Raw genomic sequence first — 21,741 nt, forward strand, 5'->3', positions numbered from 1 at the left:
CCCATTCGATAATTGAGTTCACGCTTTAAAAAATATTAAGTTCTGTGAATGGGGTACTCTGAGCTAGACAATATTTGTATGTGGCAAACATTATCGTTGCACTCATTTGCTTTATATATTCATAAAATCAGTGTGTTTACTTGTACAATGATAAGCGCACAATGTCATCACCATCGTGTGCTTCTACTTATCATCGTTGCTTTGTTACAAGTTAAAGTTGGAATTAAACGAATTCGATAATTGCTGCTTCAGCACCGTCTCCGCGACGAGGACCTACTTTAAGTACACGAGTGTATCCGCCTTGGCGTTCTGTGTAACGAGGAGCAATTTCACCGAATAATTTTTGTAAAGCTGTTTGTGTAGTTTCATCTTCATTTAAGATTTCAACATCACGAACGATTCTAGCTGCTTGACGACGTGAAGCTAAATCTCCTTTTTTACCTAAAGTGACTAATTTATCAACCACACCGCATAATTCTTTAGCGCGAGCTTCAGTTGTTTCAATACGCTCATTTACGATTAATGAAGTAGCTAAGTCACGTAACATTGCTTTACGTTGATCAGATGTACGACCTAATTTTCTGTAACCCATGAGTTAACCTCCTTTACCTTTATCAATCTTCTTTTCTTAGACCTAAACCTAAGTCTTCGAGTTTATATTTTACTTCTTCTAAAGATTTACGACCTAAATTACGTACTTTCATCATATCTGCTTCAGATTTGTCAGCCAATTCTTGAACGCTGTTGATGCCTGCACGTTTTAGACAGTTATAAGAACGTACTGATAAGTCTAATTCTTCGATAGACATTTCAAGTACTTTTTCTTTTTGATCTTCTTCTTTCTCAATCATGATTTCAGCATTTTTCGCTTCATCAGTGAGTCCAACAAAGATGTTCAAGTGTTCAGTCATAATTTTTGCTGCTAATGAAACTGATTCTTGTGGAGTGATAGATCCATCAGTCCATACATCTAATGTTAATTTATCAAAGTCACTGCTTTGACCTACACGAGTATTTTCTACTGTATAGTTAACTCTTTCTACTGGTGAGTATAAAGAGTCTACTGGTATAACACCAATTGGTAAATCACTAGTATTATTTTGTTCAGCTAATGCGTAACCTCTACCCTTATTCGCAACAAGACGGATTTTTAAATGTCCACCTTTGGCAACTGTAGCAATTTTAAGCTCAGGGTTTAAAATTTCAACATCACTATCATGAGTAATGTCAGCTGCAGTTACTTCGCCTTCATCTTTAACATCGATTTCTAATGTTTTATCTTCTTCAGAATAAATTTTAAGAGCTAATTTCTTAATATTCATAATGATTGTAGATACGTCTTCAACCACATTGTCAATTGCTGAGAATTCGTGTAGAACTCCCTCAATTTCGATGTACTTTACGGCTGCACCTGGTAATGAAGATAGTAGGATACGACGTAAGGAGTTTCCTAGCGTAGTGCCATAGCCACGTTCTAGTGGTTCAACAACAAACTTACCGAATTTAGCATCTTCACTAATTTCAATTGTCTCAATTCTAGGTTTTTCAATTTCTATCATTATTTACATATCCTCCTTGGTTACGTCGACTTATAAGATACAGTTTATCTTAGTGATCTGCGGAAAATAACTATTTCTTGACAATAATATTATACGCGACGACGTTTTGGCGGACGGCAACCGTTATGAGGTACTGGAGTAACGTCTCTAATAGCTGTTACTTCTAAACCTGCTGATTGCAATGCACGGATAGCTGATTCACGGCCTGGACCAGGTCCTTTTACTGTTACTTCTACAGATTTTAAGCCATGTTCCATAGCTGCTTTTGATGCAGTTTCTGAAGCCATTTGTGCTGCGAATGGTGTAGATTTTTTAGAACCTTTGAAACCAAGCGCACCTGCTGATGACCATGATAATGCATTACCAAATTCATCAGTGATTGTTACGATTGTATTGTTGAAAGTTGAACGAATGTGAGCCACACCGTTTTCAACATTCTTTTTCACTCTGCGTTTACGAGATACTTGTTTACGTGCCATTAATATTTTCCTCCTTTACCTATTATTTTTTCTTGTTAGCTACAGTTTTAACTGGGCCTTTACGTGTACGAGCATTGTTTTTAGTTTTTTGACCGCGAACTGGTAAGCCACGACGGTGACGGATACCACGGTAAGATGAGATTTCCATTAAACGTTTGATGTTTAAGTTTTGCTCACGACGTAAGTCACCTTCTACTTTGTAGCTGTCAACAACTTCACGAAGACGACCTAATTCATCGTCAGTTAATTCGTTCGTACGAGTTTGTGGAGAAACTCCAGCTTCTGCTACGATTTTTTCAGCAGTTGATTTACCAATACCGTAAATATAAGTTAATGAAATTACAACGCGTTTTTCGCGTGGAATATCGACTCCTGCAATACGTGCCATATTATTTTACACCTCTCTTTTATTAACCTTGTCTTTGTTTGTGTTTCGGATTTTCACAAATGATCATTACTTTACCTTTACGTTTAATGACTTTACATTTTTCGCAAATAGGTTTTACTGATGGTCTTACTTTCATTTTAATACCTCCCTGTAATAATGGAGTGACGAATTATTTATAACGATAAGTGATTCTTCCGCGAGTTAAATCATACGGAGACATTTCTACTGTTACTTTGTCGCCAGGTAGAATACGAATATAATTCATTCTAATTTTACCACTCACATGTGCTAAAATTTCATGACCATTTTCTAATTCTACTTTAAACATTGCATTTGGTAAAGTATCTGTTACTGTACCTTCTAATTCAATTACATCTTGTTTTGCCATTAGAACAATTCCCCCTTTTGCATTATTAGTTAATGTCTATTGGAAAATGTTAGACATACTGCCCTTGTATCATTACGTTGAACAAAATTCGGGAATCATTATCGTTATGCTGTCACTCATAATTCGTTAGGCTGAGAGACAAACAATATCAGACTGCCTTCATTCAACATACAAGCAGCAATGTTGAATTACTTAAGATCTTCCAAGATATCGATAACTGAAGCAGTTACTTCTTGGATATCTTTAGAACCGTCAACGTTTTTCACAACGCCTTTATTATCATAGTATTCTAAGATAGGTTTAGACTGTTTAACGTTAACTTCTAAACGTTTTGCAACTGTTTCTGGATTGTCATCTTCACGTTGGTATAATTTACCGCCGTCAAGATCACAAACACCATCCACTTTTGGAGGATTGAACACAAGATGATAAGTTGTTCCGCAAACTTCACAAACGCGACGTCCAGTCAAACGATTCATGAGTTCTTCTTCTGGAACTTCAATATTGATAACTGCATCAATCTTTCTGCCAAGTTCTGTCATGATTTTACTTAATGCTTCTGCTTGTTCAAGTGTACGTGGGAAACCATCTAATAAAAATCCTTTTTTCGCATCGTCTTCAGAAAGTCTTTCTTTAACGATACCCACAGTTACTTCATCAGGTACTAGTTCGCCGCGGTCCATATAAGACTTAGCTTCTTTACCTAATTCAGTTTCATCTTTGATAGCTTTTCTAAACATATCACCTGTAGATATATGCGGAATAGGGAATTTCTTAACAATTTCACTCGCTTGAGTTCCTTTACCTGCGCCAGGTAAACCCATTAAGATGATATTCATATTGCCCTCCTACAAATTATCTACCACCAAAGCCTCTATATTCTTTCTGATTAACTTGTGCTTCCAAGCTTTTCATTGTTTCGATAGCAACACCGATAACGATCAATAAGCTTGTACCGCCGACTTGAATCGATTGTGGTAAGTTCATAAATTTTGTAGCAATAATCGGCAAAATAGCGATGACTGCTAAGAAGATAGAACCAACAAAAGTTAAGCGATATAGTACTTTGGTAATATACTTTTTAGTTTGTTCACCAGGTCTGATACCTGGAACGTAACTGCCTTGTTTCTTAAGGTTGTCAGCCATTTTTTCTGGATTAACTTGAACAAATGCATAGAAATAAGTGAATGCAATGATCAAGATAATATAAATTACCATTCCGATGTTACTTGATGGATTGGCTGTATTGGCAATTTGCTGCGCCCAGTCTGCTTTAGGGAAGAACATTGTTAAAGTTCTTGGTAACAAGAAGAATGCCATAGCAAAGATAACCGGGATAACCCCTGCTGAGTTAACTTTCAACGGCAAATACGTTGCATTACGTCCTAAACGCTGAGCGGATTGTTTTTTCGCATATTGAATAGGTATCTTACGAACAGCTTGTAATACGTACACAGCACCCATTGTTAGTAAAATCAAACCAATAATTAATGCTGCTACTTGCAACCATGCGATTGTTGTATCACTTTGCCCGACAAAGGCTTGTTGATAGAACTGAATCAGTGATGATGGCAAAGTAGACAAGATTCCGGCGAAGATAATAATAGAAATACCATTACCTACACCATATTGTGTAATCTGTTCACCTAACCATAATAAGAAAGCTGTTCCTGCTGTTAATACAATTGCAATTAACAAATAACTCATAGGTGACGGATCAACAATCAATGCACCTTTAAGATAGTTATTGAATTGGAATGCCATCCCTATTGATTGGATGAATGCCAAAAGTATCGCAAAGTAACGCGTAACGTTGTTTAATTTCTTACGACCAACGTCACCTTGTTTGGCCCATTCTGTAAACTTAGGAACTATATCCATTTGCAATAACTGCATTACGATTGAAGCAGTGATGTAGGGCATAATCCCCATCGCAAAAATGGAAAAGTTCTTCAAGGCTCCCCCACCGAATGTATTCAATAGATCAGTGACACCTTGAGAACCTTGTTGACTTTCAAACGCTGCTGGATTGACTCCAGGCGCTGGTATATAAGTACCTATTTTAAAAATAACTAACATTGCGAGCGTAAAAAAGATCTTGTTTCGCACTTCTTTTGTTTTAAAGAAGTTTACGAATGTGTCAAACATTAGATCACCTCGTGTGCTCCACCTTTAGCATCAATTGCTTCAGCTGCAGATGCAGAGAATTTATGTGCTTTAACTGTTAATTTTTTCTCTAGAGAACCATTACCTAATACTTTGATACCCGCTTTTGCGTTTTTAACTACGCCAGTTTCGATTAAAAGTTCAGGAGTAACTTCTGTACCTTCATCAAAACGGTTTAATTGGTCTAAATTCACTACTGCATATTCTTTACGGTTGATGTTTGTGAAACCGCGTTTAGGAATACGACGGAATAATGGTAATTGACCACCTTCGAAACCTGGTCTTACTTTACCACCTGAACGTGCTTTTTGACCTTTTTGACCACGTCCACTTGTTTTACCATTACCTGTAGCAGCACCACGACCTACGCGGTTACGTACTTTACGTGATCCTTCTGCTGGATGTAAATCATGTAATTTCATTACGGCACCTCCTTATATATTATCTAATTATGCGTCTAATTCTTCAACTTTTAACAAGTGACTTACTTTGTTCACTTGTCCACGGATAGCTGGGTTGTCTTCTACAACTACTGTAGAGTTAGTTTTTTTCAAACCTAACGCTTCAACAGTTTTACGTTGTGTTTCTGGACGACCAATAACACTACGTGTGAGGGTAATTTGTAATTTAGCCATTATTCATTTTCCCTCCTTAATTGTATAATTCTTCTACTGATTTGCCGCGTAATTTCGCAACTTCTTCAGCACTTTTTAGATTTTCTAAACCATTGATTGTAGCACGAACCATGTTAATTGGTGTGTTTGAACCTAATGACTTACTTAAAATATCAGTGATACCTGCTAACTCTAATACGGCACGAACTGGTCCACCGGCGATAACCCCAGTACCAGGTGCTGCTGGTTTCAATAATACACTTCCTGAACCGAAACGGCCAGTGATTGTGTGTGGTGTTGTACCTTCAACACGGTTTACAGATACTAATTCTTTTTTAGCAGCTTCTACCGCTTTTTTGATCGCTTCTGGTACCTCTTGTGCTTTACCTGTACCGAATCCAACACGACCATTCTTGTCTCCAACTACTACTAATGCAGTGAAACGGAAACGACGTCCACCTTTTACAACTTTCGCAACACGGTTAATCGTAACAACGCGTTCTTCAAATTCTTTGTTTTCTTCATCTCTGCGAGCCATTATTTGTCCCTCCTTTTATGATTAAAATTCTAAGCCATTTTCACGTGCTGCATCTGCTAATGCTTTAACACGTCCATGGTATAAGTAACCTCCACGGTCGAAGACGATTGCAGTGATACCTTTATCAACTGCTTTCTTAGCGATTGCTTCGCCCACTTTGGCTGATAATTCAACTTTAGAACCAGTTTCATTTTCGAAATCTTTATCTTGAGTTGATGCTTGAGCTAAAGTTACGCCTTTAGTATCATCAATGATTTGTGCATAGATGTGTTTATTAGAACGGTATACGTTTAAACGTGGTTTTTCAGATGTACCAGTTAAGTTAGTACGTACACGTGCATGTCTTTTTAAGCGTACTTTATTTTTATCAATTTTGCTGATCATGCTTTATTCTCCTTTCTTTAGAGAGTTATTTATTATTTACCAGTTTTACCTTCTTTACGACGAACATATTCGCCTTCGTAACGGATACCTTTACCTTTATAAGGTTCTGGTGGTCTTACGGCACGGATTTTAGATGCTGTAGCACCAACTAGTTCTTTAGAAATACCTTCAACTTTAACTGTTGTGTTTTTCTCAACTGAGAATGTGATACCTTCTTCAGGAATGAATTCTACTGGGTGAGAGTAACCAACGTTAAGTACTAAGTTTTTACCTTGCAATTGTGCACGGTAACCAACACCGATAAGTTGTAAAGTTTTTTCGTAACCTTTAGCTACACCTTGTACCATATTGTTAATTAACGCACGAGTTGTTCCGTGAACTGTTCTGTCTTTTTGAGAATCAGATGGACGAACAACTTCAAGTGTGTTGTCTTCTAAATTGTAAGTCATGCTAGGATCCATAGTACGTGATAATTCACCTTTAGGACCTTTAACTGTAACTGTATTACCTTTGATGTCTACTGTAACATCGCTAGGAATTTCAATAATTTTCTTACCTACACGGCTCATTTACGGGCACCTCCTTAATTATTTATTACCAAACGTATGCTAATACTTCTCCGCCAACATTACGTTTTCTTGCTTCTCTGTCAGTGATGATACCTTCAGAAGTTGAAACTAATGCGATACCTAAACCGTTTAATACTTTAGGTACTTCGTCAGCTTTAGCATAGACACGTAAACCTGGTTTAGAAATACGTTTTAAGCCTGTAATTACGCGTTCGTTGTTTTGACCATATTTAAGGAATAAACGTAAAACACCTTGTTTATCATCTTCTACGAACTCAACGTTTTTAATGAAACCTTCACTTTTAAGGATTTCAGCGATTTGTTTTTTAATATTTGACGCAGGCAACTCGATTTTTTCATGACGCACCATGTTTGCGTTTCTTACACGAGTTAGCATATCTGCGATTGGATCTGACATTGTCATAGATTGTTGCCTCCTTTCAAGACTCTCTTTTGATTACCAGCTAGCTTTACGAACGCCTGGGATTTGGCCTTTATAAGCTAATTCACGGAAACAGATACGGCATAATTTGAATTTGCGGTATACAGAATGTGGGCGTCCACAGCGTTCACAACGAGTGTATTCGCGCACTGGGAATTTTTGCTTTTTAGCTTGTTTTACAACCATTGATTTTTTAGCCACTTAATTAGCCTCCTTTATATTAGAGCTTACTTTTGAAATGGCATACCGAATTGAGTTAACAATGCACGGGCTTCTTCGTCAGTGTTAGCAGTTGTAACAACAACGATATCCATTCCTCTTACTTTACTTACTTTATCATAATCGATTTCTGGGAAAATTAATTGTTCTTTAATACCTAATGTGTAGTTACCGCGACCGTCGAATGCTTTTTTAGAAACACCGTGGAAGTCACGTACACGTGGTAATGAAACTGAGATTAATTTGTCTAGGAATTCATACATTCTTTCTCCGCGAAGTGTAACTTTTGCTCCGATTGGCATACCTTCACGTAAACGGAATGTTGCTACTGATTTTTTAGCTTTTGTGATTAATGGTTTTTGACCTGTAATTAATGTTAACTCTTCAACAGCATTGTCTAATACTTTAGAGTTTTGAACAGCGTCACCTACACCCATGTTCACAACGATTTTGTCGATTTTAGGTACTTCCATTACTGAACTATAGTTGAATTCTTTCATTAAGTTCTCAGTAACTTCTGTATTGAATTTTTCTTTTAAACGGCTCAAAGTGGATCCTCCTTTCAACTAGTTATTAATTATTAGTTTTGATTTCTTCGCCTGATTTTTTAGCGATACGAACTTTTTTACCATCAACAAATTTGTAACCTACACGAGTTGGTTCATTTGTTTTTGGGTCCAATAATTGTACGTTAGAAACATGAATTGCTGCTTCAGTTTCTAAGATTCCACCTTCTGGATTAAATTGAGTCGGTTTTTGGTGCTTTTTAATGATGTTCACACCTTCCACAACGACACGGTCTTTTTTAGGTTCTGTTGCTTGTACAACACCTGTTTTACCTTTATCTTTACCTGAGATAACGATTACGTTGTCACCTTTTTTGATATGCATGTGGGCACCTCCTTAGATTTTATTTATTAAAATTATAGTACTTCTGGTGCTAATGAAATAATTTTCATGTAGTTGCTGTCACGTAATTCACGAGCTACTGGTCCGAAGATACGAGTACCGCGTGGACTCTTATCGTCACGAATAACTACACATGCATTTTCATCAAATTTGATGTAAGAACCGTCTTTACGACGTACTCCTGATTTAGTACGTACTACAACAGCTTTAACAACTTCACCTTTTTTAACAACGCCTCCTGGTGTAGCATTTTTAACAGTACACACAATTACGTCGCCGATGTTCGCTGTTTTACGACCAGATCCGCCTAATACTTTGATTGTTAGAACTTCACGAGCACCTGAGTTGTCAGCTACTTTCAAGCGTGTTTCTTGTTGGATCATGAATTAAACCTCCCTTATCTTTAAATAATTAAATAATAACTGATTCTTCAACAATTTCTACTAAACGAAAACGTTTTGTTGCTGATAAAGGACGAGTTTCTTGAATCTTAACGATGTCTCCTAATTTAGCTGAATTGTTTTCATCATGAGTTTTATATTTTTTAGAATATTTTACTCGTTTACCATATAATTTATGAGTTTTGTAAGTCTCTACAAGTACAGTTACAGTTTTATCCATTTTGTCTGATACGACTCTACCTACATAAACTTTACGATCATTTCTTTCGCTCACTTTTGTAACCTCCTCTTTCAATTATTATTGATTAGCCTTACTTTGTTCAATTTCTCTTTCACGAGCAACAGTTTTTAGACGTGCAATCGTTTTTCTTACTGTACGAATACGTGCAGTTTCCTCTAATTGTCCTGTAGCTAACTGAAAGCGTAGGTTAAAAAGTTCTTCTTTTGAAGATTTGATTTGCTCTTCGATTTCTGAAGTGGTTAAGTCTCTAATTTCCTTAGCTTTCATTTGATTCACCACCCAATTCTTCACGTTTTACAAACTTAGATTTAACTGGAAGTTTGTGACTTGCTAAACGTAATGCTTCGCGTGCAACTTCTTCTGACACGCCTGCAACTTCAAATAAGATTCTACCTGGTTTAACTACTGCGATCCAGCCTTCTACTGCACCTTTACCAGCACCCATACGTACTTCTAAAGGTTTTTTAGTATATGGTGTATGAGGGAAGATTTTAATCCAAACTTTCCCGCCACGTTTCATATAACGAGTCATCGCAATACGAGCAGATTCGATTTGACGAGATGTGATCCAAGAAGTTGTAGTAGCTTGTAATCCATACTCACCAAATGTTACAAAGTTACCGCCTTTTGAACGTCCTTTAGTGTCTGGACGATGTTGACGACGATATTTAACACGTTTTGGTAGCAACATTATTATTTTCCTCCTTTACCATTGTTCTTAGTAGGAAGAACTTCTCCACGATAGATCCATACTTTAACACCAAGTTTACCGTATGTTGTATCTGCTTCAGCATGTGCATAATCGATGTCAGCACGTAATGTGTGAAGTGGAACAGTTCCTTCTGAATATTGTTCAGCACGAGCGATATCAGCTCCGCCTAAACGACCTGAAACTTGAGTTTTAACACCTAAAGCTCCTAGTTTCATAGCTCTTTGAATAGCTTGTTTTTGTACACGACGGAATGAAGCACGGTTTTCTAATTGACGTGCGATATTCTCAGCAACTAAACGAGCATCTAAATCAACTTTTTTGATTTCGATCACGTTAATGTGTACACGTTTGCTAGTTAAGTTATTTAATTTGTTACGAAGTTTTTCAATTTCTGAACCGCCTTTACCAATTACCATACCTGGTTTACCAGTGTGGATTGCAATATTGATGCGGTTAGCAGCACGTTCGATTTCTACGTGAGAAACTGATGCTTCTTTTAATTCGTTATCGATGAACTTACGGATTTTTAAATCTTCATGTAATAATGTAGCGAAATCTTTTTCAGCATACCATTTAGCGTCCCAATCACGGATAACACCAACACGAAGTCCGATTGGATTAATTTTTTGACCCACAGTATTCCCTCCTTAGATAGTTTATTAAGCTTCTTTAGCTTCTTCTTTGCCGTCACTTACGACAATTGTAATGTGGCTTGTACGTTTGTTAATTGCACTTGCGCGTCCTTGAGCACGTGGACGGAAACGTTTTAAAGTTGGTCCTTCGTTAGCATATGCTTCTTTAACAACTAATTCATCTGTATTCATGTCATAGTTGTGCTCTGCATTAGCTAAAGCGGACATTAATAATTTTTCAACAACTGGTGATGATGCTTTATTTGTTAATTTCAAAATAGCAATAGCTTCACCAACGTTTTTGCCTCTGATTAAGTCTAATACTAATCTGACTTTACGAGGTGCGATTCTGATAGTTCTAGCAACCGCTTTTGCTTCCATTTGGTCTTCCTCCTCTACTTAATAGAAAGTATTTATCTTCTTGTTTTTTTGTCGTCTGCAGCATGTCCTTTGAATGTACGAGTTGGAGCAAATTCACCTAATTTGTGACCAACCATGTCTTCAGTTACATAAACAGGTACATGTTTACGTCCATCGTATACTGCAAAAGTAATACCGATGAAGTTAGGGAAAATAGTTGAACGACGTGACCAAGTTTTAATCACTGTTTTTTTCTGATTACCTTCTTGCGCTTCCACTTTTTTCATCAAGTGGTCATCGACGAAAGGTCCTTTTTTAATACTACGAGCCATTATGGCGCCTCCCTTCTTATTATGTGCGTGCAGCGCTTACGCCGCACACCCAAATAAGTTGTTATTATTTTCTTTTACGTCTACGTACGATAAGTTTATCTGATGATTTTTTACCGCGACGAGTTTTCTTACCAAGAGTTGGTTTACCCCATGGTGACATTGGTGATGGCATACCGATTGGAGCACGACCTTCACCACCACCGTGTGGGTGATCGTTAGGGTTCATTACAGAACCACGAACTGTAGGACGGATACCTTTCCAACGAGAACGTCCGGCTTTACCAACGTTAACAAGTTCATGTTGTAAGTTACCAACTTGACCTACTGTTGCGCGGCAAGTTGAAAGAATCATACGAACTTCACCTGAACGAAGTCTTACTAATACGTATTTACCTTCTTTACCAAGTACTTGAGCACTTGCACCTGCTGAACGAGCGATTTGTCCGCCACGGCCAGGTTTTAATTCGATATTGTGAACAACAGTACCTACTGGAATGTTAGCTAATGGTAAAGCGTTACCTACTTTAATGTCAGCTTCTTCACCATTTTCTACTGTTTGTCCTACAACCAAACCTTTAGGAGCGATGATGTAGCGTTTTTCACCATCTGCATATACTAACAATGCAATGTTAGCTGAACGGTTTGGATCATATTGGATAGAATCAACTTTTGCTGGGATTCCATCTTTGTTACGTTTGAAATCAATGACACGGTATTGACGTTTGTGTCCGCCACCATGATGGCGTACTGTCAATTTACCTTGGTTGTTGCGTCCCGCTCTTTTCGGTAGCGGTTGTAATAATGACTTTTCTGGAGTCGTTTTTGTGATTTCAGCGAAATCCAATGAAGTCATATTACGACGACCATTTGTAATCGGCTTATAATGTTTAAGAGCCATTGTCGCTTACCTCCTTATTGGTAATTTTATTTTTTAGTTGAATAGATCGATTGATCCTTCTTTAAGTGTAACGATCGCTTTGCGTCTTCTGTTTGTATAGCCTTGGTAACGGCCCATACGTTTTTTCTTAGCTTTGTAGTTGACGGTATTTACTTTGTCTACTTTAACATCAAAAATTTCTTCAACTGCAATTTTAACTTGTGTTTTATTCGCACGTGTATCTACATCAAAAGTGTATTTGTCTTCAGCCATAGCTTCTGAAGATTTTTCTGTGATTACGGGGCGCTTAAGAACGTCTCTTGCTTCCATTATCCGAGCACCTCCTCAACTTTTTTAGCAGCTGCTTCTGTGATTAATACACTGTCAGCGCTTGTGATGTCTAATACGTTTAATCCAGTTACAGTAGTGATTTGAACACCTGGGATGTTACGTGCTGATAATTCAACATTCACATCTTCTGATTCAGTAACTACTAAAACTTTTTTAGGTAATTCTAAGTTTGATAATACTTTAGTGAATTCTTTTGTTTTTGGTGCTTCTAAACCGAAAGCATCAACAATTTTGAATTCATTTTCTTGTACTTTGAAAGATAATGCAGAACGTAATGCTAAACGACGCATTTTCTTAGGCATTTTGTATGCATAGCTTCTTGGAGTCGGTCCGAATACGATACCGCCACCACGCCATTGTGGAGCACGGATAGTACCTTGACGCGCACGTCCTGTACCTTTTTGTCTCCATGGTTTACGTCCACCGCCACGTACTGCTGAACGGTTTTTAACCGAATGTGTACCTTGGCGTAATGAAGCACGTTGTAAGTTAATTGCTTCGAAAAGAACATCTTTATTTGGTTCAATTGCGAATACAGCATCGCTTAATTCAACTGAACCTGCTTTTGATCCGTCTACTTTTAATACATCATAATTTGCCATTATGCATTTTCCTCCTTTCGTTAATTAATTATTTGTTACCTTTTTTAATTGAAGTTTTGATTTCTACTAATCCTTTTTTAGGACCAGGCACATTACCTTTAACTAAGATAACGTTGTTTTCAGTATCGATTTGTACAACTTCTAAGTTTTGTACTGTCACTGTGTTGCCACCCATACGACCTGGCATTTTGTGACCTTTAAATACTTTAGATGCGTCAGATGCCATACCTACTGAACCTGGCGCTCTGTGGAAATGAGAACCGTGAGACATTGGTCCACGACCGTGGCCATGACGTTTGATATTACCTTGGAAACCTTTACCTTTAGATACTCCAGTTACGTCAATGATGTCCCCAGCTTCAAATGTATCAACTGAGACTTCTTGACCTACTTCGTATTCATCAACATTAACGTTTCTGAATTCACGAATGAAGCGCTTAGGTGCTGTGTCAGCTTTTTTAGCGTGACCTTCAGCTGGTTTGTTAGCATATTTATTTGACTTGCTGTCTTTTTTGTATGCTTGTTTGTCTTCAAAACCTACTTGGATAGCGTTGTAACCGTCTACCTCTTCAGTTTTCTTTTGTAATACTACGTTTTGACCTGCTTCTACTACAGTTACTGGGATTAAGTCTCCGTTTTCACCGAATACTTGTGTCATCCCGATTTTTCTTCCTAAGATTCCTTTGGTCATCGAAAGTCCACCTCCTATGATTTTCTATTATAATTTAATTTCGATGTCTACACCTGATGGTAAGTTTAAGCCCATAAGAGCATCAACAGTTTTTGGTGTAGGGTTAACAATGTCGATTAAACGTTTATGAGTACGTTGTTCGAATTGCTCACGAGAATCTTTGTACTTATGCACCGCACGGATGATAGTGTAAATTGATTTTTCAGTTGGTAATGGAATTGGTCCAGAAACTTCTGCACCAGAACGTTTTGCTGTTTCAACAATTTTCTCAGCTGATTGATCAATTACTCTGTGATCATAAGCTTTTAATCTGATTCTGATTTTTTGTTTTGCCATAATTTTCCCTCCTTATATCGTCTACATTTAGTGATAGACTTCTCCACGAAAACTATCTCACACAACGCCATGGCAAAGCGGCCGGGTGTGTCAGTAACCTTTCGCTTCATCGCGTATTCAAAGTCCAACATTAGATATGTTACACGAATACGTGCTCAGTTGCAACCATTTCCTGTAACTTTTTTATGAAAGACTTTTTTCTCTAACACATACCAGTATATTTTACTTCAAATGTATGCGCACTTCAACCCGTATAGAGAATTTTTTCTCTAAGTCTTCATATTTTTTCAATCGACTCATATCCTATATAATAGTAAATGAATGGTGGTGATTAAAAGTGAAACACAGTACAAGACTTGCATTGATTATTATAAGCATTATCTTACTGCTTTCTGAACTTTTATATGGTATTCCTTTCATAGGCGGCTCTATCATCGTTTCATTTGGTTGGCAGCCATTAATCATTAATGCTTTCTTTTATTTATTACTAGTGATTGCATTATTAGCTGACAGTCAAAGTACAATCCGCCCTATGGTGATTATTCCTTTATTAGGTATCGCAGGATCATTCATCGCAATTATTCTTTTTGTCGGAATGATTGTGCATTGGATTTTGTTTTTCCTTATGCTGTTCTTCCTATTTATTGTGATGAGTACACCTATTTATATGCCAAATCGTCATGCGCGTGCAATATATGACGAACATGGACGCAGAATTAAATAACTGATAGCTATATACCGGCACCATTGCCGGTATTTTTGTTCTTTTAAATGCAATTTTATGGATTTCTTCCTATATTATGTAACCGCTTCTATTATTAATTACATTTCCATAACAAAGTGCGTGAGGTTATTCACTTTTATCAGCGGGTATATTAAAAGCATTCATTTTCATAATCATCATACTGCTTTTTCACTCTATTGATATAGATATAAAGCATGATATAGAGAAAAAGGAGATTCAATTATGTATCAAGATTTAGAAAATAAAGTCGTTATTGTTACTGGTAGTGGCAGCGGTATAGGCAAAGCTTACGCAGAAGCATTCGGTAAAGCGAAAGCGAAAGTTATTTTGAATTATCGTTCATCTAAACACGAACCTGAGTTAGAGAAATTAAAAAAAGAAATAGAAGCATATGGTGGCCAAGCGTTACCTGTACAAGGTGATGTGACAGTCGAAAAAGACATCATGAATCTTGTTGAACAAGCTATTCAACATTTCGGCACACTAGACATCATGATTAATAATGCCGGCTTTGAAAACCCTGTACCTTCTCACGAAATGTCTGTTGAAGAATTTCAAAAAGCTTTGGATATCAATTTAACAGGCGCCTTTATCGGTTCTAGAGAAGCCGTAAAATACTTCCTTAAAGAAGATAAGAAAGGCGTTATCATAAATACCGCAAGCGTGCATGACATTATTCCTTGGCCATACTACGTGAACTATTCAGCAAGTAAAGCCGGTTTAAAAAGTATGATGGAAACAATGTCTATGGAATATGCGCAATACGGTATCCGCATTAACAATATTTCACCAGGTGCCGTCGTAACAGAACATACGAAAGAAAAATTCTCTGATCCAGAAACACGCGAAGAAACACTTCAAATGATTCCTGCAAGAGAAATAGGCGAAACATATCAAGTCGCCAATGTCGCATTATTCCTAGCATCAGATGTATCAAGCTACATTCACGGTACAACAATATATGTAGATGGCGGTATGACAAACTATCCAGCATTTATGGGCGGCAAAGGTTAAGCATAGTATCATGAAAGACACTTGCACATTCGCAAGTGTCTTATTTTATGAAAAAACAAGCCCATATAATATTGAGCTTGTTTCAAAATATGATTTAACCATGTACGAATACAAAGTATAAAATGAATAATACCATGAGTACGTACATAATCGGATGTACTTCTTTATGACGTTTTGTGACTAACATCGTAATAGGATAGAAAATGAATCCGCATGCGATACCTGTAGCGATTGAATATGATAAAGGCATCATAATAATTGTGATAAACGCAGGTACAGCAAGTTCAAATTTCTTCCAATCAATCTGTGATAAGTTTCCTGCCATTAATACCCCTACTACAATTAATGCCGGTGCTGTAACTGCACTTGTTACAACTGCCATTAACGGGCTGAAGAATAATGCTAATAAGAAACAGACACCTGTTACGATACTCGCAAAACCTGTTCTCGCTCCTACCGCAACACCTGAAGTAGATTCGATATAAGAAGTCGTTGTTGTTGTACCGAAGATAGAGCCGACAATCGTTGCGATTGAGTCAGAGAATAAGGCACGACCTGCACGTGGTAATTTATTATCTTTCATCATACCTGCTTGTGAAGCCACTGCCACTAATGTTCCTGCTGTATCGAAGAAATCAATAAATAAGAACGTTAAAATAACGATTAAGAATTGTACTGTAAATAATTGACCTGGATCTTTAAACGCTTCAAATGCAACACCAAATGTAGGTGCAATACTTGGGACCTTACCAATTATTGCATGCGGCATTTGAATTAAACCAGTGATTAATCCGCCTACTGAAGTCAAAATCATACCGATAAAAATAGCGCCTGGTACTTTTTTCGCATAAAGGACTACTGTGACAATAATACCAAAGACTGCTAACAAAACTTTGCCATCTGTAATATGTCCGAGTGTTACGAGCGTTGAATCATTATTCACAATAATACCTGCGCCCTGCAAACCGACAAATGTAATAAATAAGCCGATACCAGCTGTAACAGCCATCTTCATCTCATAAGGTATGGCATTAATAATGGTTTCCCGGAGTCCTGTAACGGTTAATATCGCAAAGAAGATACCAGAACATAAAACACCTGTTAAACCAATTTGCCATGGAATCCCCATTGTTAACACAACAGTAAATGCGAAGAACGCATTTAATCCCATACCTGGTGCTAACGCAATCGGATACCTTGCGATGAGTCCCATAAATAACGAACCAACAAATGCGGCCAAGGCAGTTGCGACAAATACTGCACCCTGATCCATTTTCATATCATCAGGAATGCCTTTTACACCTGCTAAACTTAAAATTTGCGGGTTAACAGCTAGTATGTAAGCCATAGATAAGAAAGTTGTTAAACCGCCTAAAATCTCACGACGATAATTCGTTTGATACTTATCAAATTGGAAATATTTTTTCACTTTGAATTCTCCTTAAATGAAATACCTTAATATTCTAATCCCTATTTAGCGAAAATACAATGAAGATTTAACAAAAACCAAACGATTTAAATATAATTATTAAAAAAACACTCATTAACGAACGATTCCAACATTATTTTTTCAATATTGTTCGTTAAAGTACGTTCGTCATGAGTGCTTCATCTATTACTTTATAATTTTAAATTCTTTAAAGCATCTTGGAATGGATTGTTGTTCATTTCTTCTTTACCCATATATTTCTTCATCTCACGTTTAGATACTTTTCCTTTACCTTTATTTTTGTGTCTTTGATCCATTTGTTCTTGTGTTTCAGAATGACCGCATACACAACGGTAAGTCGCTTTTTTACCTTTACCGAATAATGTCATTTTCTTATGACAGTTCGGGCAACGTGCATTGGTTTTTCGCTGTACATTTTTCTTCGTCTTACATGCTGGATCTTGACAGACAAGCATTTGGCCATTTTTCGTTTTGACTTTAATCATAAACTTGCCGCAAGTCGGACATTCAGTTGTCGTAAGATTATCGTGCTTATATTTTTGTTCGCTATTCTTAATTTCATTCACAATCGTTTCTGTGAAATGTTTCATTTCCTTGATGAATTGGCGTGAATCATATTTGCCTTGTTCAATTTGCGTTAGTTTTTCTTCCCATTCTGCAGTAAGTAATGGTGAAGTTAGAGATTGCGGTGCTAACTCTAAAATCTGACGGCCTTTAGACGTTACTTTAATGTGACCGTCTCTTGCTTCAATCGCATTCATATTAAAGAGTTTCTCTATAATATCTGCACGTGTCGCAACCGTACCAATACCACCCGTTTGTTTTAACGTTTGAGAATGTTTTTTGTTTTTCAATTCAAAGAATTTTTGAGGACTTTCCATTGCTTTTAATAATGTCCCCTCATTAAAGTATGGCGGTGGTGTGGTTTCATGTTCCAGAATATGGAAACGTTGTACTTTATAAGATGCACCTTGTTTAAAATGTGTTGGTTCTGATTGTGTTGTTGTTTCATTGCGCAATTGTTTGAAACCAAGTTTCAACGTAACTTTATCTTGTAATTCAAATGTCTCTTTGCCAATCTTCAAGCTGGCTTTAACTGCTTCATACTCATACGGCGGCAACAAGTTCTCAATAAAGCGTTCTGCAATCATCAAATACACATGTTGTTCACGTTGGCTTAAATCATTCAAATTCGGACGAATTTCAGTTGGAATAATCGCATGATGGTCTGATACTTTATGATTATTAATAATCCCCATTTTAGTGCTGAATGATTTATTTACAAGCGGACGCACCGCTTCTTTATACTCCGTCGCAAGCAATGCTTGTAAACGTTCTTTAAACGTATCTACCATATCATCAGTCAAATAATTTGAGTCAGTTCTCGGATACGTAACTAGTTTATGGCGCTCATATAAATTTTGAAGTGTATTTAACGTTTCTTTCGCACCCATACGATAACGTTGATAAGCTTCTTGCTGTAAATCCGTTAAACTAAACAGTTTTGCCGGATATTGTTTCTTTCGCTTAGAAGTGACCGCTTCAACTGTCGCAGATTGTCCCTCTAATTGCTTTACTCTATCTGTTAAGACTTGTTTATCGTGTATACGGCGTTCAGACACTAATTTAATAGTTTGTCCTTCCACTTGTGCTTCTAACGTATAATACTGCATCGGTTTAAAATGTCTGATTTCATCTTGACGCATTTGCACTAATTGAATCGTTGGTGTTTGAACACGACCTAATGATAATTGTGCATCATACTTCGTTGTTAATGCGCGTGTCGCATTAATCCCCACAATCCAATCTGCTTCACTTCGTGCTAATGCAGCACGATATAAAGGCATATATGCTTTGCCATCTTTCAAATGCTTGAAGCCATTACGAATTGCTTTCTCAGTGATTGAACTGATCCATAAACGTTTAATCGGCTTTTTGTTATGAACTTTATCTAAAATCAATCGTGCAACAAGTTCCCCTTCTTTTCCGGCATCTGTCGCAATAATAATTTCTTTCACTGTATCTTTTAACATTAAAGCTTTGACTGTATTAAATTGTTTCTTAGTTTTAGGGATGACGACGGTTTTCATATATTTTGGAATAATCGGCAATTCTTGTAAATCCCATGTTTTAAACTTCGAATCATATTGTTCTGGAGTTGCATTCGTCACCAAATGACCTAAGGCCCATGTTACGATATATTGATTGTTTTCAAAATAACCATTGCGCTTTTGATTAATATTCAATGCATGCGCAATATCACGAGCCACAGAGGGTTTCTCTGCTAGAATTAATGATTTCATCTTCATGTTCCTTTCTCAAAATCGTATTTCCATTGTAACACGATTTATTCAGCTTGTTTCTCTTACGTTTCCTTTCAACTCAATTAAAAACACAGTATAATGTAGACAAAGGTGCTGTTCATCTCACAACCAAGGAGGTTCTTATGAAAGCAATTAAAATTGAAGCTGCAAAAGACATCCAAAGTTTTATTCACCAAGCCGATACATCCTTTTGTTCCTATCTCTATAAACTTCACGAAAAAAATGTCGCACTGACACAAAGTATTGAAGCTTTAAAACAAGATACAGGTGTGTATGCACTCGTTGATGACAATCATCAAATTCATATGATGATGGGCGGTTTCGCATATGATACCAACCACTTTAAAGTTGTAGGTCCATTTATCAGTCATGAAGATGTATTAGACGCACAAGCATTTAAATCACTGTTCGAAACTATCATTGCAGAACAACCAGAACATGCACATTTCAATTTCTCTTTCGATATCACAGATCATTACAACAATTCATTGATGAAAGCGATTGATGCACACTACACTTTTACAGACTACTATCTTTCAACGGATCATACGATAGAGAAGAGTAACGAAGCAGATAGACACATTATTCCTTACCATAAAGCATTCTTCACACACTTTAATCGTTTGCATCGTAAAGTGTTCAGACGTGATGCTATGACTGCTTCTGAAATCGTGAATACTATAGACAATAATAATCATCTATTCTTTTTCGTCAGTGAAGGTATATTAAAAGGCTATCTCTACTTGCAAATGAAGCCAGATCGAAACAAAGCCGAAATCAAATACTTTTCTTCACACACGGATTATCGTCATGAAGGTATCGCATTCAACTTATTAAGCTATGCGATTAACTTTGCATTTCAACAAGCAGCGATTGAAAAAGTCTATTTTAAAATTCGCAGTAAAAACGATCAATTAGTGGACCGTTTCAGCGAACTTGGTTTTGACATCCGTTCAGAACGTAAAAAATTCAAATATATCAAATGATATAAACGTTTGTTATGAGGTTAACCTTCATAGCAGACGTTTTATTTTTCTTTTATTTGCAATTGATTTATTCTTATTCTAACAAAGGGGAAGTATGAATATAGAAAGGAAAGAATCGAGATGGATTTACTTATCGCATTACTTCCTGCCCTATTTTGGGGTAGTGTTGTATTAATCAACGTTCTAGTTGGCGGTGGACCCTATAATCAAATTCGAGGCACGACACTCGGTGCATTGATTGTAGGTATTGTACTGCTGTTAACAGGACATTCTAGTTTTGAACCTAAAGTGATCATTGTCGGATTAATCTCCGGTGCATTTTGGGCTTTAGGCCAAGGTTATCAATTACGCTCAGTTGATTTAATCGGCGTATCTAAAACGATGCCAATTTCTACAGGCATGCAACTGGTCGGAACTACGTTATTTAGTGCCCTATTCTTAGGAGAATGGAGTACAGGAACACAAGTTGCTATGGGACTCTTAGCAATGGTATTGCTTGTTGGCGGTATTGCATTGACATCATTGAAAGGAAGAAATGAAACAAGTGAAGGCCAATCTAAATTAGGTAAAGCGCTTATCATCTTATTAATTTCTACTGTTGGCTATGTTGTCTATGTTGTTGTCGCACAAATCTTTAGTGTCAATGGCTTAGATGCACTCTTCTTCCAATCTATCGGTATGGCAATTGGCGGTTTCTTATTATCCGCCAAACATCAAACGTCTATGCATTATACGTTACGTAATCTGTTGCCCGGTGTGATTTGGGCTATTGGTAACTTGTTCTTATTCTATTCACAACCAAAAGTCGGTGTTGCGACAAGCTTCTCATTCTCACAACTGCTTGTGATTGTTTCAACACTCGGCGGCATCTTTATCTTGAAAGAACGTAAAGATAAACGCCAAATGATTGGTATTGTGGCAGGTATTGTCTTAATTGTTATCGCCGCCTTTGTGCTTGGCGGTCTGAAAGCATAAAATATTCACATCAAATATTTGAGTCTCAATATAGACAAAGGGAGTGTCGACCACTGA

The 21,741-nt window shown here is 37.1% G+C and carries 35 protein-coding genes; 4 read left to right on the forward strand and 31 right to left on the reverse strand.

Translation table 11 applies throughout. The features are described 5' to 3' along the window. Positions 1-223: 223 nt before the first annotated feature. The 29 genes from rplQ to rpsJ form a co-directional block, all read right to left on the reverse strand. Positions 224-592: a 50S ribosomal protein L17 gene (gene rplQ / locus ACFCT9_RS06385; protein ID WP_412521569.1), complete on the reverse strand. Its 369-nt coding sequence runs from the start codon at positions 590-592 to the stop codon at positions 224-226. A gap of 22 nt (positions 593-614) precedes the next feature. Further along, positions 615-1,559, reverse strand: a complete 945-nt coding sequence (locus ACFCT9_RS06390; RefSeq protein ID WP_105993330.1) for a DNA-directed RNA polymerase subunit alpha — start codon at positions 1,557-1,559, stop codon at positions 615-617. Positions 1,560-1,648: 89 nt separating this feature from the next. Further along, the gene (gene rpsK, locus ACFCT9_RS06395) at positions 1,649-2,038 is read right to left on the reverse strand and encodes a 30S ribosomal protein S11 (protein ID WP_002479548.1); all 390 of its coding nucleotides are present in this window, start codon (positions 2,036-2,038) and stop codon (positions 1,649-1,651) included. A gap of 22 nt (positions 2,039-2,060) precedes the next feature. Further along, positions 2,061-2,426 carry a 30S ribosomal protein S13 gene (rpsM, locus tag ACFCT9_RS06400; protein WP_002479549.1) on the reverse strand — a complete coding sequence of 122 codons (366 nt, stop codon included), beginning with the start codon at positions 2,424-2,426 and terminating at the stop codon, positions 2,061-2,063. 22 nt (positions 2,427-2,448) lie between these two features. Then, positions 2,449-2,562 (reverse strand): 50S ribosomal protein L36, encoded by a 114-nt coding sequence (gene rpmJ / locus ACFCT9_RS06405; protein WP_002479550.1) that lies wholly within the window; start codon positions 2,560-2,562, stop codon positions 2,449-2,451. 33 nt (positions 2,563-2,595) lie between these two features. Continuing rightward, on the reverse strand, positions 2,596-2,814 hold the full coding sequence (gene infA / locus ACFCT9_RS06410) for a translation initiation factor IF-1 (protein ID WP_002479551.1): 219 nt from the start codon (positions 2,812-2,814) through the stop codon (positions 2,596-2,598). A gap of 188 nt (positions 2,815-3,002) precedes the next feature. Next, positions 3,003-3,653: an adenylate kinase gene (locus tag ACFCT9_RS06415; RefSeq protein ID WP_412521570.1), complete on the reverse strand. Its 651-nt coding sequence runs from the start codon at positions 3,651-3,653 to the stop codon at positions 3,003-3,005. A 16-nt stretch (positions 3,654-3,669) separates the two neighbouring features. After that, positions 3,670-4,962: a preprotein translocase subunit SecY gene (secY, locus tag ACFCT9_RS06420; protein ID WP_412521571.1), complete on the reverse strand. Its 1,293-nt coding sequence runs from the start codon at positions 4,960-4,962 to the stop codon at positions 3,670-3,672. Beyond that, positions 4,962-5,402 carry a 50S ribosomal protein L15 gene (rplO, locus tag ACFCT9_RS06425; protein WP_412521572.1) on the reverse strand — a complete coding sequence of 147 codons (441 nt, stop codon included), beginning with the start codon at positions 5,400-5,402 and terminating at the stop codon, positions 4,962-4,964. Before rplO ends, secY begins: the two co-directional genes overlap by 1 nt. Positions 5,403-5,429: 27 nt before the next feature. Beyond that, positions 5,430-5,615, reverse strand: coding sequence for a 50S ribosomal protein L30 (rpmD, locus tag ACFCT9_RS06430; RefSeq protein ID WP_002479555.1), 186 nt, complete (start codon positions 5,613-5,615; stop codon positions 5,430-5,432). A gap of 16 nt (positions 5,616-5,631) precedes the next feature. Beyond that, positions 5,632-6,132: a 30S ribosomal protein S5 gene (gene rpsE, locus ACFCT9_RS06435; protein ID WP_002479556.1), complete on the reverse strand. Its 501-nt coding sequence runs from the start codon at positions 6,130-6,132 to the stop codon at positions 5,632-5,634. 21 nt (positions 6,133-6,153) lie between these two features. After that, positions 6,154-6,516, reverse strand: coding sequence for a 50S ribosomal protein L18 (rplR, locus tag ACFCT9_RS06440; protein ID WP_070462562.1), 363 nt, complete (start codon positions 6,514-6,516; stop codon positions 6,154-6,156). 32 nt (positions 6,517-6,548) lie between these two features. Beyond that, entirely contained in the window at positions 6,549-7,085 is a 537-nt protein-coding gene (gene rplF, locus ACFCT9_RS06445; protein ID WP_412521573.1) for a 50S ribosomal protein L6, read from the reverse strand. Positions 7,086-7,110: 25 nt separating this feature from the next. Beyond that, positions 7,111-7,509 (reverse strand): 30S ribosomal protein S8, encoded by a 399-nt coding sequence (rpsH, locus tag ACFCT9_RS06450; protein ID WP_095104044.1) that lies wholly within the window; start codon positions 7,507-7,509, stop codon positions 7,111-7,113. Between the two features lie 33 nt (positions 7,510-7,542). Next, the gene (locus ACFCT9_RS06455; protein WP_002479560.1) at positions 7,543-7,728 is read right to left on the reverse strand and encodes a type Z 30S ribosomal protein S14; all 186 of its coding nucleotides are present in this window, start codon (positions 7,726-7,728) and stop codon (positions 7,543-7,545) included. Between the two features lie 26 nt (positions 7,729-7,754). Then, entirely contained in the window at positions 7,755-8,294 is a 540-nt protein-coding gene (rplE, locus tag ACFCT9_RS06460) for a 50S ribosomal protein L5 (RefSeq protein ID WP_412521574.1), read from the reverse strand. A 25-nt stretch (positions 8,295-8,319) separates the two neighbouring features. Next, the gene (rplX, locus tag ACFCT9_RS06465) at positions 8,320-8,637 is read right to left on the reverse strand and encodes a 50S ribosomal protein L24 (protein ID WP_156666538.1); all 318 of its coding nucleotides are present in this window, start codon (positions 8,635-8,637) and stop codon (positions 8,320-8,322) included. 32 nt (positions 8,638-8,669) lie between these two features. Continuing rightward, the gene (gene rplN / locus ACFCT9_RS06470; RefSeq protein ID WP_002479563.1) at positions 8,670-9,038 is read right to left on the reverse strand and encodes a 50S ribosomal protein L14; all 369 of its coding nucleotides are present in this window, start codon (positions 9,036-9,038) and stop codon (positions 8,670-8,672) included. Between the two features lie 28 nt (positions 9,039-9,066). After that, the gene (rpsQ, locus tag ACFCT9_RS06475; RefSeq protein WP_001829723.1) at positions 9,067-9,330 is read right to left on the reverse strand and encodes a 30S ribosomal protein S17; all 264 of its coding nucleotides are present in this window, start codon (positions 9,328-9,330) and stop codon (positions 9,067-9,069) included. 24 nt (positions 9,331-9,354) lie between these two features. Next, on the reverse strand, positions 9,355-9,564 hold the full coding sequence (rpmC, locus tag ACFCT9_RS06480) for a 50S ribosomal protein L29 (protein ID WP_000644737.1): 210 nt from the start codon (positions 9,562-9,564) through the stop codon (positions 9,355-9,357). Then, a complete protein-coding gene (rplP, locus tag ACFCT9_RS06485; RefSeq protein ID WP_412521575.1) occupies positions 9,554-9,988 on the reverse strand; it encodes a 50S ribosomal protein L16 in 435 nt (144 codons plus the stop codon). Before rplP ends, rpmC begins: the two co-directional genes overlap by 11 nt. A gap of 2 nt (positions 9,989-9,990) precedes the next feature. After that, entirely contained in the window at positions 9,991-10,644 is a 654-nt protein-coding gene (rpsC, locus tag ACFCT9_RS06490) for a 30S ribosomal protein S3 (RefSeq protein WP_412521576.1), read from the reverse strand. A 24-nt stretch (positions 10,645-10,668) separates the two neighbouring features. Next, on the reverse strand, positions 10,669-11,022 hold the full coding sequence (gene rplV, locus ACFCT9_RS06495) for a 50S ribosomal protein L22 (protein WP_015900972.1): 354 nt from the start codon (positions 11,020-11,022) through the stop codon (positions 10,669-10,671). 32 nt (positions 11,023-11,054) lie between these two features. After that, complete coding sequence (gene rpsS, locus ACFCT9_RS06500; RefSeq protein ID WP_002479567.1) at positions 11,055-11,333, reverse strand: 30S ribosomal protein S19; 279 nt, start codon at positions 11,331-11,333, stop codon at positions 11,055-11,057. 64 nt (positions 11,334-11,397) lie between these two features. Next, positions 11,398-12,231: a 50S ribosomal protein L2 gene (gene rplB, locus ACFCT9_RS06505; RefSeq protein WP_412521577.1), complete on the reverse strand. Its 834-nt coding sequence runs from the start codon at positions 12,229-12,231 to the stop codon at positions 11,398-11,400. Positions 12,232-12,264: 33 nt separating this feature from the next. Further along, positions 12,265-12,540, reverse strand: coding sequence for a 50S ribosomal protein L23 (gene rplW / locus ACFCT9_RS06510; protein ID WP_412521578.1), 276 nt, complete (start codon positions 12,538-12,540; stop codon positions 12,265-12,267). Then, positions 12,540-13,163: a 50S ribosomal protein L4 gene (gene rplD, locus ACFCT9_RS06515; RefSeq protein WP_105993315.1), complete on the reverse strand. Its 624-nt coding sequence runs from the start codon at positions 13,161-13,163 to the stop codon at positions 12,540-12,542. Before rplD ends, rplW begins: the two co-directional genes overlap by 1 nt. Positions 13,164-13,191: 28 nt before the next feature. After that, on the reverse strand, positions 13,192-13,854 hold the full coding sequence (gene rplC, locus ACFCT9_RS06520) for a 50S ribosomal protein L3 (protein ID WP_412521579.1): 663 nt from the start codon (positions 13,852-13,854) through the stop codon (positions 13,192-13,194). 27 nt (positions 13,855-13,881) lie between these two features. Continuing rightward, entirely contained in the window at positions 13,882-14,190 is a 309-nt protein-coding gene (gene rpsJ / locus ACFCT9_RS06525) for a 30S ribosomal protein S10 (protein ID WP_002479572.1), read from the reverse strand. A gap of 337 nt (positions 14,191-14,527) precedes the next feature. Between rpsJ and ACFCT9_RS06530 the strand changes: the two genes are divergently transcribed. Beyond that, complete coding sequence (locus tag ACFCT9_RS06530; RefSeq protein WP_412521580.1) at positions 14,528-14,914, forward strand: hypothetical protein; 387 nt, start codon at positions 14,528-14,530, stop codon at positions 14,912-14,914. Positions 14,915-15,157: 243 nt separating this feature from the next. After that, entirely contained in the window at positions 15,158-15,949 is a 792-nt protein-coding gene (locus tag ACFCT9_RS06535; RefSeq protein ID WP_412521581.1) for a glucose 1-dehydrogenase, read from the forward strand. Between the two features lie 94 nt (positions 15,950-16,043). Here the strand turns inward: ACFCT9_RS06535 and ACFCT9_RS06540 are convergent, their stop codons facing one another. Together ACFCT9_RS06540 and ACFCT9_RS06545 are read right to left on the reverse strand one after the other, a co-directional pair. Beyond that, positions 16,044-17,378: an NCS2 family permease gene (locus ACFCT9_RS06540; protein ID WP_412521582.1), complete on the reverse strand. Its 1,335-nt coding sequence runs from the start codon at positions 17,376-17,378 to the stop codon at positions 16,044-16,046. A gap of 191 nt (positions 17,379-17,569) precedes the next feature. Further along, positions 17,570-19,702, reverse strand: a complete 2,133-nt coding sequence (locus ACFCT9_RS06545) for a DNA topoisomerase III (protein WP_412521629.1) — start codon at positions 19,700-19,702, stop codon at positions 17,570-17,572. A gap of 143 nt (positions 19,703-19,845) precedes the next feature. On the opposite strand from ACFCT9_RS06545, the gene ACFCT9_RS06550 reads away from it, so the two are divergent. Beyond that, positions 19,846-20,709, forward strand: a complete 864-nt coding sequence (locus ACFCT9_RS06550) for a GNAT family N-acetyltransferase (RefSeq protein ID WP_412521583.1) — start codon at positions 19,846-19,848, stop codon at positions 20,707-20,709. A gap of 120 nt (positions 20,710-20,829) precedes the next feature. After that, complete coding sequence (locus ACFCT9_RS06555) at positions 20,830-21,684, forward strand: GRP family sugar transporter (protein WP_412521584.1); 855 nt, start codon at positions 20,830-20,832, stop codon at positions 21,682-21,684. Positions 21,685-21,741: the final 57 nt, after the last annotated feature.

This window comes from Staphylococcus simulans (genome assembly GCF_047037175.1).
GTDB lineage: Bacteria > Bacillota > Bacilli > Staphylococcales > Staphylococcaceae > Staphylococcus > Staphylococcus simulans_C.

Excerpts from the sequence above, each read along its gene's own strand:
- rpmJ (WP_002479550.1), bottom strand. The coding sequence starts at position 2,562 with ATGAAAGTAAGACCATCAGTAAAACCTATTTGCGAAAAATGTAAAGTC.
- rplF (WP_412521573.1), bottom strand. The coding sequence starts at position 7,085 with ATGAGCCGTGTAGGTAAGAAAATTATTGAAATTCCTAGCGATGTTACA.
- infA (WP_002479551.1), bottom strand. The coding sequence starts at position 2,814 with ATGGCAAAACAAGATGTAATTGAATTAGAAGGTACAGTAACAGATACT.
- rplX (WP_156666538.1), bottom strand. The coding sequence starts at position 8,637 with ATGCATATCAAAAAAGGTGACAACGTAATCGTTATCTCAGGTAAAGAT.
- rplR (WP_070462562.1), bottom strand. The coding sequence starts at position 6,516 with ATGATCAGCAAAATTGATAAAAATAAAGTACGCTTAAAAAGACATGCA.
- rpmC (WP_000644737.1), bottom strand. The coding sequence starts at position 9,564 with ATGAAAGCTAAGGAAATTAGAGACTTAACCACTTCAGAAATCGAAGAG.
- ACFCT9_RS06555 (WP_412521584.1), top strand. The coding sequence starts at position 20,830 with ATGGATTTACTTATCGCATTACTTCCTGCCCTATTTTGGGGTAGTGTT.
- ACFCT9_RS06550 (WP_412521583.1), top strand. The coding sequence starts at position 19,846 with ATGAAAGCAATTAAAATTGAAGCTGCAAAAGACATCCAAAGTTTTATT.
- rplO (WP_412521572.1), bottom strand. The coding sequence starts at position 5,402 with ATGAAATTACATGATTTACATCCAGCAGAAGGATCACGTAAAGTACGT.
- ACFCT9_RS06545 (WP_412521629.1), bottom strand. The coding sequence starts at position 19,702 with ATGAAATCATTAATTCTAGCAGAGAAACCCTCTGTGGCTCGTGATATT.
- rplB (WP_412521577.1), bottom strand. The coding sequence starts at position 12,231 with ATGGCTCTTAAACATTATAAGCCGATTACAAATGGTCGTCGTAATATG.
- ACFCT9_RS06415 (WP_412521570.1), bottom strand. The coding sequence starts at position 3,653 with ATGAATATCATCTTAATGGGTTTACCTGGCGCAGGTAAAGGAACTCAA.
- rplC (WP_412521579.1), bottom strand. The coding sequence starts at position 13,854 with ATGACCAAAGGAATCTTAGGAAGAAAAATCGGGATGACACAAGTATTC.
- rpsH (WP_095104044.1), bottom strand. The coding sequence starts at position 7,509 with ATGACAATGTCAGATCCAATCGCAGATATGCTAACTCGTGTAAGAAAC.
- ACFCT9_RS06535 (WP_412521581.1), top strand. The coding sequence starts at position 15,158 with ATGTATCAAGATTTAGAAAATAAAGTCGTTATTGTTACTGGTAGTGGC.
- rpsE (WP_002479556.1), bottom strand. The coding sequence starts at position 6,132 with ATGGCTCGCAGAGATGAAGAAAACAAAGAATTTGAAGAACGCGTTGTT.
- rplW (WP_412521578.1), bottom strand. The coding sequence starts at position 12,540 with ATGGAAGCAAGAGACGTTCTTAAGCGCCCCGTAATCACAGAAAAATCT.
- rpsM (WP_002479549.1), bottom strand. The coding sequence starts at position 2,426 with ATGGCACGTATTGCAGGAGTCGATATTCCACGCGAAAAACGCGTTGTA.
- rplD (WP_105993315.1), bottom strand. The coding sequence starts at position 13,163 with ATGGCAAATTATGATGTATTAAAAGTAGACGGATCAAAAGCAGGTTCA.
- rpsK (WP_002479548.1), bottom strand. The coding sequence starts at position 2,038 with ATGGCACGTAAACAAGTATCTCGTAAACGCAGAGTGAAAAAGAATGTT.
- rplQ (WP_412521569.1), bottom strand. The coding sequence starts at position 592 with ATGGGTTACAGAAAATTAGGTCGTACATCTGATCAACGTAAAGCAATG.
- rplN (WP_002479563.1), bottom strand. The coding sequence starts at position 9,038 with ATGATCCAACAAGAAACACGCTTGAAAGTAGCTGACAACTCAGGTGCT.
- rpsS (WP_002479567.1), bottom strand. The coding sequence starts at position 11,333 with ATGGCTCGTAGTATTAAAAAAGGACCTTTCGTCGATGACCACTTGATG.
- rpmD (WP_002479555.1), bottom strand. The coding sequence starts at position 5,615 with ATGGCTAAATTACAAATTACCCTCACACGTAGTGTTATTGGTCGTCCA.
- secY (WP_412521571.1), bottom strand. The coding sequence starts at position 4,962 with ATGTTTGACACATTCGTAAACTTCTTTAAAACAAAAGAAGTGCGAAAC.
- rpsJ (WP_002479572.1), bottom strand. The coding sequence starts at position 14,190 with ATGGCAAAACAAAAAATCAGAATCAGATTAAAAGCTTATGATCACAGA.
- rplV (WP_015900972.1), bottom strand. The coding sequence starts at position 11,022 with ATGGAAGCAAAAGCGGTTGCTAGAACTATCAGAATCGCACCTCGTAAA.
- rplP (WP_412521575.1), bottom strand. The coding sequence starts at position 9,988 with ATGTTGCTACCAAAACGTGTTAAATATCGTCGTCAACATCGTCCAGAC.
- ACFCT9_RS06390 (WP_105993330.1), bottom strand. The coding sequence starts at position 1,559 with ATGATAGAAATTGAAAAACCTAGAATTGAGACAATTGAAATTAGTGAA.